Here is a 16,491-nt window from a genome sequence, read left to right as displayed (position 1 = left end):
TGCTCCTCACTCGGCGGTGGCGGCGTAGTCGGCGAAGCCGCTGGGGTCGTGGCGGCCGAAGGACCCGTGCTCGAAGATCCCGTATCCGGTGCGGCCGTCGAGGGTGAAGCGGGCGGCGTGGTCGGTGACGCCGAAGGCGGCCATGGGGTGCGCGGCCGGGTCGGAGAGGTCGTACACCCGGCGGTCGGTCCAGCCGCGGCCCTGCCAGGTGCCGTGCTGCCAGTCGGCGGCAGGCGGGTAGCCGGCGCCGACGGCGAGCGGGGAGGAGGCCAGGATCTCGACGCCGATCTCGACGGGCTTGCCGGCCGGGTCGGTGAGGTGGACGACGGCCCGCTCGGGGTGGCGGGTGCCGGAACGGTAGGCGATGTCGGTGCGGGGCCAGCCGAGCTGGGTGTCGCGCTGCCCGTTGCGGACGAGGACGGCCTCGTTGAGGGTGCGGTAGCCGTCTGCGTCCTCCTGGGCGATGACCATGACGAAGCGGTCGTCGAAGCGCATCGGGATCCAGAGCCAGTGGAAGCCCTCGGGACGGAACTCGTCGGCACGGCCGGGTTCTTCGCCGGGGATGGGGCGGACGCCCCAGCTGCGGTCGCGGGTTCCGGTCCACTCCCCCGCGGTGACCGCGAACTCCTCGCCGCCGGCCCGGATCACGCCGGTGCAGTGGCCGGCCTGGACGAAGCGCCGGCCCTCCAGGGTGAGGCGGTCGCCGCGGCGCTGGGTGTGGTGCGGTTCCCAGACGGCGGGGAAGTCGCCGGTCCAGGTGAGGTCGAAGGAGAGCCCGTCGGGGTCGCCGGGGTCGGCGGCACAGTGCAGGGTGAGCCGCTCGAGGGGTTCGTCGACGGTGATCCGCAGCGGGCCGACGGAGAGGTCCATGCGGTCCTCGCCGAGGGCGTCGGAGGCACGCACCGCGTGCAGCCGGTCGCCGGTGCGCAGGGTGGCGTAGGCGTCGATGACCCCGGTGTTGGGGTAGACGCCGAGTCCGGCGATGAGCAGGGCGCGGCCGGTGTGGTCGAACACATGGAAGATGCACCGGTCGTAGGCGTTGCGGTCGCCGCTGACGTGGTGCTTCATCGAGAGCGGCGCCTGATGGACCGGGTACTCGTCGAGGGCGACGGGCCGGTCGTCGGCGTGCGGTCCCACGGGCATGGCTGACCTCCTGGTCACGAAGGGAAATTGACGGTACGTCAGAAACTCCTCGGTGGACCAGAGTCGTGCGCGTCGCGCTTCCCCGCTCCGGTACCGCCTCCCCGGCCGCACCGGCCCCGGGTAAGGGACGAACCTTCGCTCGATTGCCCGCGACGGTGACCCGGCCGGGGCGGAACGCGTTGAGCCGGGCATGACCTCGACCTACACCGCGCCGAGCGGGTACGGACGCTGGCGCCGGGTGGACACGAGCGCTGAAGAATCGGTTCCGCAGCAGGCCCCGCCGCCCGCCGACCCGCCCATCTACCAGGCGCTGCTGCGTCAGTGGGCCAGCCATGGCCGCACGCTGCCGGGCCGCCGCGACCCGGAGTGGAGCCGGCTCGCCGCGGCGCCCGTCTGGGCCGACCGGACGGTGCGGGCGAGCGGGGTCAGCGGGACTCTGGTCCCACGACCTGACGTGCGATGACCATCCGCTGGATCTGGTTGGTGCCCTCGACGATCTGCAGCACCTTCGCCTCGCGCATCAGCCGCTCCACCGGGAAGTCCGCGGTGTAGCCGTAGCCGCCGAGCACCTGGACGGCGTCGATGGTCACCTGCATCGCCGCGTCCGAGCAGAACAGCTTGGCCATCGCGGCCTGCTTGGCGAACGGCCGGCCGGCGTCCCGCAGCCGGGCCGCCTCCAGGTACAGCGCGCGCCCGGCCTCGATCCGGGTCGCCATGTCCGCGAGCAGGAAGCGCAGCCCCTGGAAGTCCGCGATCGGCCGCCCGAACTGCCGGCGGCCGGTCGCGTACGCGACCGCCTGGTCGAGCGCGGCCTGCGCCACCCCGACGGCGCACGCGGCGATCCCGAGCCGTCCGGAGTCCAGCGCGGCGAGCGCGATGGTGAAGCCCTGCCCCTCCTCGCCGATCCGGCGCGCGTCGGGCACCCGCACCCCGTCGAAATGGAGCTGGGCGGTGGGCGAGCCCTTCATGCCCATCTTCTTCTCGGGCGCGGCGGCACTCAGTCCGGCGGCGTCCCCGGGTACGAGGAAGGCGGTGATGCCCTTGGGGCCCTCGGCGCCGGTCCGGGCCAGCACGGTGTAGAAGTCGGCGATCCCGCCGTGCGTGATCCACGCCTTGGTCCCGGTGAGCACCCAGCCGTCGCCGTCCCGGACCGCCCGGGTGCGCAGCGCGGCCGCGTCCGAGCCGGAGGACGGCTCGGACAGGCAGTACGCGCCGAGGAGCCCGCCGCCGAGCATCGCGGGCAGGTGGGCGGACCGCTGCTCCGGGGTGCCGAAGTGGGCGAGCGCGTGGCAGGACAGCGTGTGCACGCTGACGCCGAGGCCGACGGTGAGCCGGACGGCGGCCAGCTCCTCGAGGACCTGGAGGTAGACCTCGTACGGCTGGTCGCCGCCGCCGAAGGCCGATTCGTACGGGAGCGCCAGCAGCCCGGCGCCGGAGAGCAGGGTGAAGACCTCGCGGGGGAAGTGCCCGGCGGCCTCCTCCTCGGCCGCGCCGGGCGCGATCTCGCGCTGGGCGATCTCACGGACCAGGGCGAGCAGATCCCTCGCCTCGTCGGTGGGCAGCCGGCGTTCCACCTGCTGCGGGGCGCGGTCGGACATGGCGGGCGCTCCTCCCTGTGTGGCGCACAGGGCCGATGTATGCCCGTTCGACGGGCCGCTCAGGCCCGCCGCGCGGGTCACATGAGGCCGGCGCGGGTGACGAGGACGGCGAGGAGCACGACCAGGGTCCAGCCCAGGACGTGCTCGAGGATCTTCGGGCCGCGGTCGTCCGGCCCGCCGGTGCGGGAGCGGGCACGGGCGCGGGGGGCGGTGTGGGCGGTGGCGGTCATGCCGACCACAGCGCCAGGGAACCGGGGCCCCGCGAGGGAGACCTTCCTCACGGGGCCCGGGCCCGGCCGGCGGCTCAGCCGATGCCGACGGCCGCCAGTGCCTTGCGCTGTGCGGGGGTCGGCTGCGCCGGGAAGTACACGTAACAGACGCCGCCCGTGCCGGACACCACCTTCCCGCTCGCGTTGTAGCGCTTGGTCCGCAGCCAGATGTTCTCCCACTCGCGGCGCTTGTAGACCCGGCGCACCGCCTCGTTGCTCGGTGAGGCCGGGTCGTTCGCGACGACGTCGCCGTCGGCCGTGAAGCCGATGACGGTCATCAGGTGGCCGGAGGTGCCGTAGCCCGCGCCGGTCAGCTCCTCCTTGCGGAAGGACTGTGACGTTATGACCGGGATGCCCGCCGCGATCAGCGTCTCCACGTCGGTGAGCGAGCGCAGCCGCGTCACGACCGCGCTCATGTCGTCGTACGAGGCGGCGTAGGCGGCGTTGAAGGGCCAGTTGCCGCAGCCCGCGTACTGGTGGTCGTAGGTGTACCGGGCCGCGTGACAGACCTGCGGGTCGGCGAAGGAAGGATTCACCCAGGCCAGCTGGTCCGCGGTGGGGCGGCGCCCCCAGTACTCGACGATCATCTGCGAGGAGGTGGGGCTGCACCACGCCTCGCCGCCGTTGTCGTACTCCGGGTACTGCCCGACGTGCGTGTTCTGGGAGTAGCGCGGCACAGCCAGCTCCCGGGCGGGACCGGGCTCCGAGGCGGGGACGGTGAAGCGGTCCGGAATGTCGGAGGCCATCGCGCCGAGCCGCCACACCGTGGGCGTCAGGCCCGAGCCGGGGGTGCGGTACAGCGTGAGGCGCAGCCGGTACGAGAGCAGGCGCAGGCCGCTCGACGCGTCGTCGACGGCGAGGGTGTCGGTCCAGATCGTGCTCCTGCCGTCCGTCTGGTCGTCGAGCGAGGTGCGTCGGATGTCGCCGTCGCCGGAGGCCCAGCGGCCCAGGACGAACCAGGGGGTCGCGGTGCCGTCCGAGTACCTGCCGGTCAGCTCGACCTGGAGCCAGGTGCCGGCCGGGGTGTCCGCGTTCCAGGAGGCGATGACCTCGGTGGCCGGGACGGTGGAGACGTGGACCGGGGAGGTCCAGGCGGCGTACTCCCACGTGGATGTGGTGCCGGTGTGCGGGTCGGTGTAGTCGGTGCGCCCGTTGGGCGTGTCGATCACGAGGCCGGGGCGTCGGCCGGCGACGGCGCGGACGCCGGCGGCGTCGCCGGAGCGCCAGTCGGTGTAGGTGGTCCAGCCGCTGTTGTCGACGAGCCCGGGCTCGGGCGTGTGCCGGCCGGCGGAGGGTTCGGCGACGGCGGATGGCGCGTCGCGGTCGGCGGCGCTCGCCGCGGGCGCGGCGGCAGCCGCCCCGGCGGCCGCGGCGAGGGCGGCGGTCAGCACGGTCCTGCGCGGAGTGGAACTGGTCATGTGACCCCCGGTCGGGTTCGGCGGGAACGGCGGGTGAGGGACGGTCTGCGCGTGGGAGCTGCGGGCCACTATCGCGGGTTCGCGGCGGCTTCTGCCAGCGCTTCGCGCCGCGTCGCTCGACCAATATTGGTCTCGACCACTGGCGTCCACGCCGGGCTGACCTGCGGCGCCGCCGTCCTCCCTCGATACGCTGGCTCCATGGACCTGCTCGCCCACGCCGCCGCCCTGCGCGCCCTGCCGCCGTCCTGCGGCCCCGTCAGGCTCGTCGCGGTGGACGGCCACGCCGGCTCGGGGAAGTCCACCTTCGCCGCGCGGCTCGCCGAGGCGCTCGGCTCCGCACCGGTCCTGCACCTCGACGACCTGGCCAGCCACGAGGACCTGTTCTCCTGGACGGACCGGATGCTCGCCGAGGTGATCGCCCCGCTGTCCCGGGGCGAGACCGCGCACTACCACCCGTACGACTGGAATCTGCGCACCTTCGGGCCGCCCCGCCCGCTGCCCGCCGCCCCCGTGGTCCTCGTCGAGGGCGTGGGGTCCGGACGCCGGGCACTGCGCCCGCATCTGGCGCGGCTGCTGTGGATGGAGCGGGAGCCCGAGGCGTCCTGGATCCGGGGCCGGCACCGGGACGGACCGGCCCAGTCCACCTTCTGGGACGGCTGGACGGTGGCGGAGACACGCCACTTCGCGACGGACCCTTCGCGTCCGTTCGCGGACGCGCTGGTGCACGAGCGTCCGGAGGGGTACGAGTGGCTCCCGGGGCCCTCTGAGGCGCCAGGCCCGAACCAGATTTTCACGTACCGTGACCACATCGGACGGGCGTACTGAGCAGTCGGACATCGACTTCCGAGAGTGCTCCAACTCCGCTTGACCGACGGGGCGTACAGGTCTTACGTTCTCAATGTGCGGCTTTCCGAAGCCGCCGCGGACACGAAGCCCCCGGTTGTTCCCCCGTGATCGGGGGCTTCGTTCTGCCCTCCTTCACCCTCTCCCCCGCACCGCGCGACCCCGGATGCTTACCCAGGGTTACTGTCGCCGGATCGCTCACGAGCCCTCACCCGCCCGCGCGCTGCGCAGGTACGATGCCCCCAGGTGCGGTCAAATCCCGTCCACGAGAAGGCGGTTGGGTAGTGGGGGACCCGATGGACAGTGGCGCGCGCGGCGCGCTCGCCCCGGCCGAGCTCGCCTGGCTGCGCGGCGTCGACGCGTACACCATGGGCGCGTACCCGCAGGCCGAGGAGGAGTTCCGGGCCGCGGTGCGGACCGACCCCGGCATGGCGGACGCCTGGCTGGGACTGCACGCGCTGCGCGTCGACACCACCACCGCGCTGCTGCGGATGTACCGCAACCGGGACCGGTTCGGCGAGCAGCGGACCCGGCACCGCCGCACCCTGAACTCCTGGTACTGGCTGGGCTGGTGGGTCCAGCCGGTCCTGGAGAGCCCCCGCGACCTGCTCCTCGCGCACGCCTCGCACTGGCTGGACGGCCGGCACGTGCCCGAGCTGGACCGGGCGCTCGCCGGACTGCCGCCGGTGGACACCGATCCGCAGGTCCGCTTCCTGCACGCCTGCCGCGCCTATCTGGTGAAGGACTGGGACCAGTTGGTCCGGCACACCGAGCCGCTGGTGAACGACGCGCTGCTCGGGATCGAGGCGGGACTCTTCGGCGGCATGGCCCGGGTCCGCCTGGAGATGTACGCGCAGGCCGAGCCGCTGCTGTCCGCCGCGCTGATGCGCTGCCGCAGCGAGCAGCCGCAGCGCAAGGAGCTGCGGTACTGGCTCGCCCGGGCGCACGAGGGCACCGGCCGCAGCGCCGCCGCGCTCCCGCTGTACCGGGCGGTGCACCGGATCGACCCGGCGTTCATGGACACCTCGGCCCGGCTCGCCGCGATCGCGGAGTACGACGGCTTCGAGGGCGCCGACGACCCGGCGGGGTACGCGGCGGTGGCGCTCGGCGGTCTCGGCCAGGACAGCGTGGACGCCGACCGGTGCGAGACCGAGGGTGCCCTCGGAGAGGGGCTCCGGCTGGCCGGCGAGCCGCCGCAGCCGGCGCCCGGGGCGGTGCCGCCGGCCCCGCCGCCGGACGGCGTGCGGGAGAAGGCGGTCGTCCCGGCACAGCAGCCCGGGCCGCCGCGCTTCCCGGCCGGCACCACGGACCCGGCCCTGCTCGCCGAGGCCCTCGCCGAGCTGGAGCGGATGGTCGGCCTGGAGCCGGTGAAACGGCAGGTCAAGGCGTTGTCGGCGCAGCTGGAGATGGCGCGGCTGCGGGCCGAGCAGGGTCTTCCCGTACAGCCACCGAAGCGGCACTTCGTCTTCTCCGGCCCGTCCGGCACCGGGAAGACCACCGTGGCGCGGATCCTCGGCCGGGTCTTCTACGCCCTGGGACTGCTCGGCGGCGATCACCTCGTGGAGGCCCAACGGGCCGATCTGGTGGGAGAGTTCCTCGGTCAGACGGCGGTGAAGGCCAATGAGCTGATCGACTCGGCGGTGGGCGGGGTGCTCTTCGTCGACGAGGCGTACTCGCTCTCCAACTCCGGCTACAGCAAGGGCGACGCGTACGGCGACGAGGCCCTTCAGGTGCTGCTGAAGCGGGCCGAGGACAACCGCGACCACCTGGTGGTGATCCTGGCCGGCTATCCCGAGGGCATGGACCGGCTGCTGGCCGCCAACCCCGGCCTCTCGTCCCGGTTCACGACCCGGGTGGACTTCCCCTCGTACCGGCCGCTCGAACTCACCGCGATCGGCGAGGTGCTGGCCGCGGCGAACGGGGACGGCTGGGACGAGGAGTCGCTGGACGAGCTGCGCTCGATCAGCGGCCACGTGGTCGACCAGAGCTGGATCGACGAGCTCGGGAACGGCCGCTTCCTGCGGACCCTGTACGAGAAGTCCTGCGCGTACCGGGACCTGCGGCTCTCCGGCTATCCCGGCACTCCCACGCGCGAGGACCTGGCCACCCTGCGGCTGCCGGACCTGATGCAGGCGTACGGCGAGGTCCTGTCGGGTCGCGGCCCGTCGGACCGCGACCCCCAGGACCCGCCGGGCACCTGACGGCGCCGGGTCAGCCGGTCAGCGCCTTCTCCGCGCCCTCCGCTCGCGCGGCCGCCGGGACGGTGACGCGGTGGGCGGGATCGCGGACCTCGCCGACCAGGAGTTCCAGGACGTCCTCCAGCGCCACGAGGCCGAGGACCCGGCCGGAGGCGTCCGCGACCTGGGCGAGATGGGTGGCTGCCCGGCGCATCACGGTGAGGGCGTCGTCGAGCGGCAGCTCGGCCCCCAGCGTCGCCATCGGCCGCCACATCTGCTGCGGCACGGCCCGCTCCCGGTCCTCCACATCGAGCACGTCCTTGACGTGGACGAACCCCATGAACGACCCGTACCGCCCGCCGCCCCCGACCCGGACCGGGAAACGCGAGTAGCCGGTCCGCACGGTCAGCTCCTCGATCTCCCGCGGGGTGACCGACGGGGTGACCGTCACCAGGGCAGCCGGGCGGATGAGGACGTCCGTCACCGGGCGGCTGCCCAGCTCCAGCGCATCCTCCAGTCGCTCCTGCTCGGCCGGGTCGAGCAGTCCGGCCTGGCCGGCGTCCTCGACGAGGCGGCCGAGCTGGCTGCTGGTGAAGACCGCCTCCACCTCGTCCTTGGGCTCGACCCGGAAGGCCCGCAGGACCACCCGGGCGCAGGCGCCCAGCGCGTGCGTGACCGGCCGGCAGAGCCGGGCGAAGCCGACGAGCGCCGGGCTCAGCAGCAGCGCGGTGCGCTCCGGAGCCGCCATCGCCAGGTTCTTCGGCACCATCTCGCCGACGACGAGGTGCAGGAAGACCACCAGAGCGAGGGCCACCACGTAGCCCAGTGGATGGATCAGGCCCTCGGGGACGTGGACCGCGTGGAAGACCGGCTCCAGGAGCCGGGCCACGGTCGGCTCGGCGACCGCGCCCAGTGTCAGCGAGCAGACCGTGATGCCGAACTGGGCCGCGGCCATCATCTGCGGCAGGTTCTCGAGCCCGTACAGCACCTGGCGGGCCCGCTTGCCGGGCAGCGGTTCGATCTGGCTGCGGCGCACCGAGACCAGCGCGAACTCGGCGCCGACGAAGAAGCCGTTCGCGACCACCAGGAGCAGGGCGAACAGCAGTTGGAGGGCGCTCACCGGGCCGCCTCCGGGACCTTCGCGGTACGCACCAGGCGCACCCGCTCCGCGCGGAACCGGTCGACCTGCCGCACGGAGAGCCGCCAGCCGGGGAGTTCGGCTCGGTCGCCGGGGGCGGGGATCCGTCCCAGCAGGTCCGCGACCAGTCCGGCGACGGTCTCGTACGGCCCGTCGGGCACCTCGAGGCCTATCCGGTGCAGGGTGTGGACCCGGCAGCTGCCGTCCGCCTCCCAGGCCGGCTGGCCGTCCTCGGCGGCGACGGAGGTCAGCTCGGGGCGCTCGTCGGCGGCGGTGTCGTGCTCGTCGCGGACCTCGCCGACGAGTTCCTCGACGATGTCCTCCAGGGTGACGACCCCGGCCGTGCCGCCGTACTCGTCGACCACGACGGCGATCGGCTGCTCGCGGCGGAGCCGTTCGAGCAGCTGCTGAGCCGGCAGGGTCTCCGGCACCAGCAGCGGCGGGACGGCGATCCGGCCGACGGAGGTGCGCAGCCGTTCGTGCACCGGCACGGCGAGCGCGTCCTTGAGGTGGACCATGCCGGTGATCTCGTCGATGCGGTCGCGGTAGACCGGGAAGCGCGAGAGGCCGGTGGCCCTGGTCAGGTTGAGGACGTCGGCGGCGGTGGCGTCGGACCGCAGCGAGCTGACCTTCACCCGCGGCGTCATGACGTGCTGGGCGGTGAGCCCGCCGAGCGACAGGGTCCGTACGAAGAGGTCCGCGGTGTCCTGTTCGAGTGCCCCGGCCCGGGCCGAGTGGCGGGCCAGCGCGACCAGCTCGCCGGGGGTGCGGGCGGAGGCCAGCTCCTCGGTCGGCTCGACGCCGAACAGCCGGACTAGCCGGTTGGCGACCGTGTTGAGCAGGGCGATCACCGGCCGGAACGCCGAGGAGAACAGGTACTGCGGGCCGGCGACGAACCGGGCCACCTGGAGCGGCCGGGAGACCGCCCAGTTCTTGGGGACGAGTTCGCCGATCACCATCTGGACGGCGGAGGCCAGCAGCATGCCGGTCACCACCGCGATGCCGGGGACCGCGCCGGCGGGCAGTCCGGTCGCGGCGAGCGGCGGGGCCAGCAGCGCGGCGAGCGCGGGCTGGGCGAGCATGCCGACCACGAGCGAGGTGATGGTGATGCCGAGCTGGGTGCCGGAGAGCTGGAACGACAGCTCGCCCAGGGCCTTGACGACGGTGCGGGCGCGCCGGTCGCCGGCGGCCGCGGCCTGTTCGGCGTCGGGGCGTTCCACGGTGACGAGGCCGAACTCGGCGGCCACGAAGAAGCCGTTCGCGACGATCAGGAGCAGGGCCGTGAGCAGCAGGAGCAGAGGGATGATCATGCCGCCGCCTCGCTGGAGGGGGCGGCGCAGGTACTACCGGACGATCCGTCCATTGCCGGAGGGAGTCACTCCTCAATTCACAGGGAGGCCCCGCGGGCCGCGGCGAGCGGCCCATGACGCGAGGCGGTGGCACCGCTCGGTGCCACCGCCTCCAGATTAGTCACGCCGACCCGCCCGGGGGCAGGGGGTCGGCCCCGTATGGGGGACCGGGCATCGCTCCGGGCCGGCTGTCAGCCGGCGTCGGGCCCGGTGCCGCGGGCGTCCGCGAGGGCCCGCAGCGCGCGGGCGTCGCGGATGGCCTGCTGCTTGGCGATCCCGGGCTGGATGCCGAGCACGGGCATGCTGGTGCCGTCGCTCAGGTCCAGGAAGACCCAGGGGTCGCCGGGCCGCAGGTTGACCCGGAGGATCTCCGCCCAGGCCAGCCGGCGGGTCCGGGTCAGGTTGACCACCGTGACGCCCTCGTCGTCGGCGACGACCTTGGGGCGGCTGAGCAGCACCAGGACGCCGAGGAAGAGCGCGGCGGTGAAGACGAAGCTCGCCCGCTCCCCCGGTCCGACCTTCTCCAGCAGCATCCCGACGGTGGTGATGACGACGAACATCGTCACACCGCTGGTCAGCAGGACCGCCCGGGTACGTGCCGGTCGGAACGTGACCGGGAGGGCGGGGGCGGTGGTGTCGGCCATGTGCTTCCTTGCTCTTCCGGGTCCGGCCTCAGAGGCGGCAGGCGTGGATGGCCGTGGTGAGGATGGCCCGGGCGCCCAGCTCGTACAGGTCGTCCATGATCCGCTGGGCGTCCTTGGCGGGGACCATCGCGCGGACGGCGACCCAGCCCTCGTTGTGGAGCGGCGAGATCGTCGGCGACTCCAGGCCGGGGGTGAGCGCGACCGCCTGCTCCAGGTGCTCGGCGCGGCAGTCGTAGTCCATCATCACGTAGCTGCGGGCCACCAGGACGCCCTGGAGGCGGCGCAGGAACTGCTCGGCCTGCGGGCTCTCGGCGTCGCTGCCGTTGCCCCGGATGACGACGGCCTCGGAGGTGAGGATCGGCTCGCCGATGACCTCGAGGCCGGCGTTGCGCAGGCTGGTGCCGGTCTCGACGACGTCCGCGATGATCTGGGCGACGCCGAGCTGGATGGCGGTCTCGACCGCGCCGTCCAGGTGGACGACGGAGGCGTCGATGCCCAGGTCGGCGAGGTGCTTGGCGACGATGCCCTCGTACGAGGTCGCGATCGTCATGCCCTGGAAGTCCTCGGGACCCTTCGCCGTGCCGGGCTTGGTGGCGTAGCGGAAGGTGGAGCGGCCGAAGTTCAGCGGCAGGATCTCCTCGGCGCTCGCGCCGGAGTCGAGCAGCAGGTCACGGCCGGTGATGCCGATGTCGAGCTTGCCCGAGGAGACGTAGATCGCGATGTCCTTGGGGCGGAGGTAGAAGAACTCCACCTCGTTCTCGGGGTCGACGACCACGAGCTCCTTGGACTCCTTGCGCTGCCGGTAGCCCGCCTCATGGAGCATCTCCATCGCAGGTCCGGAGAGAGAACCCTTGTTGGGGACGGCGATGCGCAGCATGAGGTGGGCTTCCTTCGCTTTCAGGAGTTTCGGGGCTGGTACTGCTCGGTCGTGCTCAGAGGTGGGCGTAGACCTCGTCGAGCGAGATCCCGCGGGCGACCATCATCACCTGGACGTGGTACAGCAGCTGCGAGATCTCCTCGGCGGCGGCTTCCTTGCCCTCGTACTCGGCGGCCATCCAGACCTCGGCGGCCTCCTCGACGACCTTCTTGCCGATCGCATGGACGCCTTTGCCGACCAGCTCGGCGGTACGGGAGGTGCTGGGGTCGCCGTTGGCGGCCTTGAGCTGGAGCTCGGTGAAGAGCTCTTCAAAGGTTTTGTTCGCCATGATGCCCTTAGAGTACGGGTTCACCTGGGGCCCGCGGCGCCAGGGTTCACTCCGTGGACTACCGCCAGGGTTCGCTGACCGTCCGCAGGGTCATGGCGGTGGACACGGCGGCGGTGACCGCTTCGTGCCCCTTGTCCTCGTTCGACCCCTCCAGCCCGGCGCGGTCCAGCGCCTGCTCTTCGTTGTCGCAGGTCAGTACGCCGAAGCCGACGGGGACTCCGGTGTCGATCGACACCTGGACCAGGCCCTGGGTGACCCCCTGGCACACGTACTCGAAGTGCGGGGTTCCGCCGCGGATGACCACGCCGAGAGCGACGATGGCGTCGTAGCCGCGTCCGGCGAGGACCTTCGCGACGACCGGGAGCTCGAAGCTGCCGGGGACGCGCAGCAGCGTCGGCTCGTCGATGCCGAGCTCGGAGAGGGCGCGCAGGGCGCCGTCGACGAGACCGTCCATGATCTTCTCGTGCCACTGGGCAGCGATCACCGCGACCCGGAGGTCGCCGCAGTTCTTCACGCTGAGGACGGGTGCGCCCTTGCCGCTCATGTTGCTCCTTGCCGGTCGTTCGTAGCGAAATTACTGGTTGCCGCAGGTGGTGGCGCTCGCGCCGTCCAGCCAGGGCAGGTCGTGGCCCATCCGGTCCCGCTTGGTGCGCAGGTACCGGAGGTTGTGCTCGCCCGCCTGGACCGGCATGGCCTCGCGGCCCTCGACCGTCAGGCCGTGCCGGGTGAGGGCGTCGATCTTGTCGGGGTTGTTGGTCATCAGCCGGAGGCTGCGGACGCCGAGGTCGGCGAGGATCTGCGCGCCGGCCGCGTAGTCGCGGGCGTCGGCGGGCAGCCCGAGCTCCAGGTTGGCGTCCAGGGTGTCCCGGCCCTGCTCCTGGAGCTCGTACGCGCGCAGCTTGGACAGCAGACCGATGCCGCGTCCCTCGTGGCCGCGCAGGTAGACGACGACGCCGCGGCCGGCCTCGGTGATCCGCTCCATGGACGCCTGCAGCTGGGGGCCGCAGTCGCAGCGCAGCGAGTGGAAGATGTCGCCGGTCAGGCACTCGGAGTGGACCCGGACCAGGACGTCCTCGCCGTCGCCGATCTCGCCGTGGACGAGGGCGATGTGCTCGACGCCGTCGACGGTGGAGCGGTAGCCGTACGCGGTGAACTCGCCGTGCGCGGTGGGCAGGGCGACCTCGGCCTCGCGGCGGACGGTCGGCTCGGAGGAGCGGCGGTAGGCGATCAGGTCCTCGATGGAGATGATCGTCAGGCCGTGCTTGCGGGCGAACGGGATCAGCTCGGGCAGCCGGAGCATGACGCCGTCCTCGCCGGCGATCTCGACGATCGCGCCGGCCGGGCGCAGGCCGGCGAGCCGGGCCAGGTCGACGGCGGCCTCGGTGTGGCCGTTGCGGACCAGCACGCCGCCTTCCTTGGCGCGCAGCGGGAAGATGTGGCCGGGGCGGACGAAGTCGCCGGGCTCGTACGTGCCGCTCGCGAGCATCTGGAGGGTGACGGCGCGGTCGGCGGCGGAGATCCCGGTGGTGACGCCGTGCGCGGGCCCGGCGTCGACGGAGACGGTGAAGGCCGTGCGCATGGACTCGGTGTTGTGCTCGACCATCTGCGGCAGCTGGAGGCGCTCCAGCTCGTCGCCCTCCATGGGCGCGCAGATCAGGCCGCGGCACTCGCTCATCATGAAGGCGACGACCTCGGGGGTGGCCTTCTCGGCGGCGATGACGAGGTCGCCCTCGTTCTCGCGGTCCTCGTCGTCGACGACCACCACGGGGCGGCCGGCGGCGATGTCGCGGATGGCCTGCTCGACGGGGTCGAGGGTCAGGTCGGTGGCGTCCCAGATCGGCAGCGCGCTCATGCCGGGGCTCCTTCCAGGGCGGGAGCGGTACGCGTCCGGAGCCACCAGTCGCGCATGCCCCAGATGACGAGGGCGAAGTAGATCACGTAGACGATGCCGGAGAAGGCCAGGCCGCTGTTGAACGCGAGCGGGACGCCGACGAGGTCGACGAGGAGCCAGGCGAACCAGAACTCGACCAGGCCGCGGGCCTGGGCGACCATCGCGACGAGCGTGCCGACGAAGATGTACGCGTCGGCCCACGGGCTCCAGGAGAGCGACGGGTAGAGGGTGAACAGCCCGCCGACGGCGAGGGTGCCGAGCACCGCGCCGGCCAGGAGCAGCCCGCGCTCCTTCCAGCTCGCGAAGCGGACGGCGATGGAGCCGTCCTGCGCCTGCTGCCTACCGCGGGTCCACTGCCACCAGCCCCAGCCGGCGACGGCGATGACCAGGAGCTGCTTGCCGACGCCGCCGCTGAGGTGGGCGGAGGCGTACGCACCGACGAGGATCAGGCCGGACAGCAGCTGGGCGGGCCAGGTGAGGACCGAACGGCGCCAGCCGAGGGCGAGCGCGATCAGTCCGATCGTGTTGCCGATCATGTCGGACCACATGATGTGCTGCCCGAGGACGGTGAACGCCTCGGAGTTGAGCCAGTTCACTTGACGTTCTCCTGGGCGTTCGGGCCGAGCAGCCGCTCGACGTACTTGGCGATGACGTCGACCTCGAGGTTGACCGGGTCGCCGCTCTGCTTGATGCCGAGGGTGGTCAGCGCGAGGGTGGTGGGGATGAGGCTGATGGTGAACCAGTCCTCGGCGGCCTCGACCACGGTGAGGCTGACGCCGTCGACCGTGATGGAGCCCTTCTCGACGACGTACCGGGTCAGTTGCGCGGGCAGCGCGACCTTGACGATCTCCCAGTTCTCGGACGGGGTCCGCTCCAGGATCGTGCCGGTGCCGTCCACGTGCCCCTGGACGATGTGCCCGCCGAGGCGGTCGCCGACGGCCATCGGGCGTTCCAGGTTGACCTTGGAGCCGACCTCCAGCGCGCCGAGCGAGGAGCGCTTCAGCGTCTCCGCCATGACGTCGGCGGTGAACTCGCCGTCGCCGAACTCGACGACCGTGAGACAGACGCCGTTGACGGCGATGGAGTCGCCGTGCTTGGCGCCCTCCGTCACGACGGGGCCGCGCAGCCGGAAGCGGGACGCGTCGTCCAGCTTCTCGACGGCGGTGACCTCACCCAGTTCTTCGACGATTCCGGTGAACACGGTCAGCGCTCCTTGGGAGTGGCGGTGATGCGGAGATCGGGGCCGATGCGGACGGTCTCGGTGACGTCGAGCCGCAACGCGTCGGTGATGGTGCTGATTCCGGCGTCCCGGAGGGCCGTGGGGCCCGCGCCGAGAAGGACCGGGGCGAGATAGCCGACGACCTGGTCGACGGCGCCCGCGGCGACGAAGGCACCCGCGAGGGTCGGGCCGCCTTCGAGCAGGACGGAGCGGACGCCGCGGGTGTGCAGGGCGTCCAGGAGGGCGGGCACGGACAGGCCGCGGTCCGCCCTGGGGAGGCGTACGAGGAGGGCGTCGTCGAGGTCGCTCGGGGCGTCCTCGGCGAGCGCGATCAGGGTGGGCGCCGTGTCGTCCAGGACCCGGGCGCCGGGCTTGACGGCGGTGCCCTCGGTGTCGACGACGACCCGGAGCGGCTGGACCGCGCCCTCGATGCCGCGGACCGCGAGGTGCGGGTCGTCGGCGCGGGCGGTGCCGGAGCCGACGACGACCGCGTCGGCCTCGGCGCGCAGCCGGTGGACGTCGGCGCGGGAGTCGGCGGAGCTGATCCAGCGGGAGGTGCCGTCGGCGGCGGCGATCCGGCCGTCGAGGGTGGCGGCGTACTTCCAGCGGACGAAGGGGCGGCCGCGGCGGACGGAGGTCAGCCAGGCGAGGTTGCCGGCCTCGGCCTCGTCCTCCAGGAGCCCCTGGAGCACCTCGACGCCGGCCGCGCGCAGGGTGTCGGCACCGCCGGTGGCCTGCGGGTTCGGGTCGCCGACCGCGTACACGACGCGGGCGATCCCGGCCTCGATCAGGGCCTGGGCGCAGGGACCGGTGCGGCCGGTGTGGTTGCAGGGTTCGAGGGTGACGTACGCGGTGCCGCCGCGGGCCAGGACACCGGCCGCGCGCAGGGCGTGGATCTCGGCGTGCGGGCCGCCGGCGCGCTGGTGCCAGCCCTCGCCGACCACATGACCGGAGGCGTCGGTGACGACGCAGCCGACGACGGGGTTGGGGCTGGTGGCGCCGAGACCGCGGGCGGCCAGCGCGACGGCGCGCCGCATGGCGGTGATGTCGGACGGCTCTGCCACCGGGTCCTCCTGCCTCTTCGGGCACGGACTCCGGGGCCTGTCGATGACGACAGAGAGCGGGAACAACGCCTCACGCAGGGACGCCGAGGCCGGATACGCCGATCGACGCCGGGACCGGCGGACCGGTGGCGGCGACCAGCGGAATACGGCCGGCGCACCCGAAGAGGGGTCGCCCGCCGCGCACTGCCTCCCATCCGGACTTTCACCGTCGGTCCAGGAATTTCACCTGGTCAACCGGCCGCTGGCTGCGGACGGGTCGCGGACTATACCGCCGGTTCGGAATTACACCGACCCCGGAGTGCGCTGCTGCTGATACAGGGCCAGTGTGCCACGGGCGGCCGTCGGCCATACAGACGAGTTCTTGTGGGCTGGCTCACAACGATCGCGAGCGGCGACTTTGGTCCAGACCTATTGACCGACTGGTCTAGTCCTCTTAATCTCCGTGTCACCTCCGAGGTACGGCCCGCCGGTGTGCGCACGCCACGGGCCCAACACGACCCACCCCCCTGTTCGTTGTGTTCTTCAGACCTCCC

The 16,491-nt window shown here is 72.7% G+C and carries 17 protein-coding genes and 1 riboswitch; of the genes, 3 read left to right on the top strand and 14 right to left on the bottom strand.

Annotation, left to right across the window (positions count from 1 at the left end):
- Nucleotides 1-6 precede the first annotated feature (6 nt).
- Nucleotides 7-1,143, bottom strand: coding sequence for an Rv3169 family protein (locus tag R2D22_RS30960; protein WP_318108204.1), 1,137 nt, complete (start codon nt 1,141-1,143; stop codon nt 7-9).
- Between the two features lie 190 nt (nt 1,144-1,333).
- Here R2D22_RS30960 and R2D22_RS30955 point away from each other — a divergent pair, with 190 nt between their 5' ends.
- Nucleotides 1,334-1,606, top strand: a complete 273-nt coding sequence (locus R2D22_RS30955; protein ID WP_318108203.1) for a hypothetical protein — start codon at nt 1,334-1,336, stop codon at nt 1,604-1,606.
- Here the strand turns inward: R2D22_RS30955 and R2D22_RS30950 are convergent.
- From R2D22_RS30950 to R2D22_RS30940, 3 genes are all read right to left on the bottom strand, one after another.
- Complete coding sequence (locus R2D22_RS30950) at nt 1,569-2,741, bottom strand: acyl-CoA dehydrogenase family protein (protein WP_318108202.1); 1,173 nt, start codon at nt 2,739-2,741, stop codon at nt 1,569-1,571. The genes R2D22_RS30955 and R2D22_RS30950 overlap by 38 nt on opposite strands.
- Before the next feature lie 77 nt (nt 2,742-2,818).
- Nucleotides 2,819-2,971 carry an SCO1431 family membrane protein gene (locus R2D22_RS30945; protein WP_318110096.1) on the bottom strand — a complete coding sequence of 51 codons (153 nt, stop codon included), beginning with the start codon at nt 2,969-2,971 and terminating at the stop codon, nt 2,819-2,821.
- Nucleotides 2,972-3,045: 74 nt separating this feature from the next.
- Complete coding sequence (locus R2D22_RS30940; RefSeq protein ID WP_318108201.1) at nt 3,046-4,428, bottom strand: peptidase C39 family protein; 1,383 nt, start codon at nt 4,426-4,428, stop codon at nt 3,046-3,048.
- Nucleotides 4,429-4,626: 198 nt separating this feature from the next.
- Here R2D22_RS30940 and R2D22_RS30935 point away from each other — a divergent pair, with 198 nt between their 5' ends.
- Nucleotides 4,627-5,253, top strand: coding sequence for a uridine kinase family protein (locus R2D22_RS30935; RefSeq protein WP_318108200.1), 627 nt, complete (start codon nt 4,627-4,629; stop codon nt 5,251-5,253).
- Nucleotides 5,254-5,567: 314 nt separating this feature from the next.
- Nucleotides 5,568-7,472: an AAA family ATPase gene (locus R2D22_RS30930; RefSeq protein WP_318108198.1), complete on the top strand. Its 1,905-nt coding sequence runs from the start codon at nt 5,568-5,570 to the stop codon at nt 7,470-7,472.
- A gap of 10 nt (nt 7,473-7,482) precedes the next feature.
- Here the strand turns inward: R2D22_RS30930 and R2D22_RS30925 are convergent, their stop codons facing one another.
- The 10 genes from R2D22_RS30925 to ribD form a co-directional block, all read right to left on the bottom strand.
- On the bottom strand, nt 7,483-8,568 hold the full coding sequence (locus R2D22_RS30925) for a hemolysin family protein (RefSeq protein ID WP_318108196.1): 1,086 nt from the start codon (nt 8,566-8,568) through the stop codon (nt 7,483-7,485).
- A complete protein-coding gene (locus R2D22_RS30920) occupies nt 8,565-9,896 on the bottom strand; it encodes a hemolysin family protein (protein ID WP_318108195.1) in 1,332 nt (443 codons plus the stop codon). Before R2D22_RS30920 ends, R2D22_RS30925 begins: the two co-directional genes overlap by 4 nt.
- A 230-nt stretch (nt 9,897-10,126) precedes the next feature.
- Nucleotides 10,127-10,579: a PH domain-containing protein gene (locus R2D22_RS30915; protein ID WP_318108194.1), complete on the bottom strand. Its 453-nt coding sequence runs from the start codon at nt 10,577-10,579 to the stop codon at nt 10,127-10,129.
- 28 nt (nt 10,580-10,607) lie between these two features.
- On the bottom strand, nt 10,608-11,456 hold the full coding sequence (hisG, locus tag R2D22_RS30910) for an ATP phosphoribosyltransferase (protein ID WP_318108192.1): 849 nt from the start codon (nt 11,454-11,456) through the stop codon (nt 10,608-10,610).
- Between the two features lie 55 nt (nt 11,457-11,511).
- On the bottom strand, nt 11,512-11,784 hold the full coding sequence (locus R2D22_RS30905) for a phosphoribosyl-ATP diphosphatase (RefSeq protein ID WP_318108190.1): 273 nt from the start codon (nt 11,782-11,784) through the stop codon (nt 11,512-11,514).
- 58 nt (nt 11,785-11,842) lie between these two features.
- Nucleotides 11,843-12,328: a 6,7-dimethyl-8-ribityllumazine synthase gene (gene ribH, locus R2D22_RS30900; RefSeq protein WP_318108188.1), complete on the bottom strand. Its 486-nt coding sequence runs from the start codon at nt 12,326-12,328 to the stop codon at nt 11,843-11,845.
- A 30-nt stretch (nt 12,329-12,358) separates the two neighbouring features.
- Complete coding sequence (locus R2D22_RS30895; RefSeq protein WP_318108186.1) at nt 12,359-13,636, bottom strand: bifunctional 3,4-dihydroxy-2-butanone-4-phosphate synthase/GTP cyclohydrolase II; 1,278 nt, start codon at nt 13,634-13,636, stop codon at nt 12,359-12,361.
- Nucleotides 13,633-14,223, bottom strand: a complete 591-nt coding sequence (locus tag R2D22_RS30890; protein ID WP_318110094.1) for a nicotinamide mononucleotide transporter family protein — start codon at nt 14,221-14,223, stop codon at nt 13,633-13,635. The genes R2D22_RS30895 and R2D22_RS30890 overlap by 4 nt, the downstream gene beginning before the upstream one ends.
- A 44-nt stretch (nt 14,224-14,267) precedes the next feature.
- Complete coding sequence (locus R2D22_RS30885) at nt 14,268-14,876, bottom strand: riboflavin synthase (protein ID WP_318108185.1); 609 nt, start codon at nt 14,874-14,876, stop codon at nt 14,268-14,270.
- Between the two features lie 2 nt (nt 14,877-14,878).
- Nucleotides 14,879-15,931: a bifunctional diaminohydroxyphosphoribosylaminopyrimidine deaminase/5-amino-6-(5-phosphoribosylamino)uracil reductase RibD gene (gene ribD / locus R2D22_RS30880; RefSeq protein WP_411977173.1), complete on the bottom strand. Its 1,053-nt coding sequence runs from the start codon at nt 15,929-15,931 to the stop codon at nt 14,879-14,881.
- A gap of 203 nt (nt 15,932-16,134) precedes the next feature.
- Nucleotides 16,135-16,264: riboswitch (FMN riboswitch) on the bottom strand.
- Between the last annotated feature and the right edge of the window lie 227 nt (nt 16,265-16,491).

Origin of the sequence: Streptomyces sp. HUAS YS2 (genome assembly GCF_033343995.1) — a bacterium.
GTDB classification, from domain to species: Bacteria; Actinomycetota; Actinomycetes; order Streptomycetales; family Streptomycetaceae; genus Streptomyces; species Streptomyces solicathayae.
The sequence above is the reverse complement of the archived record's forward strand: the minus strand, read 5'-3'. Positions and strand labels throughout refer to the sequence as shown.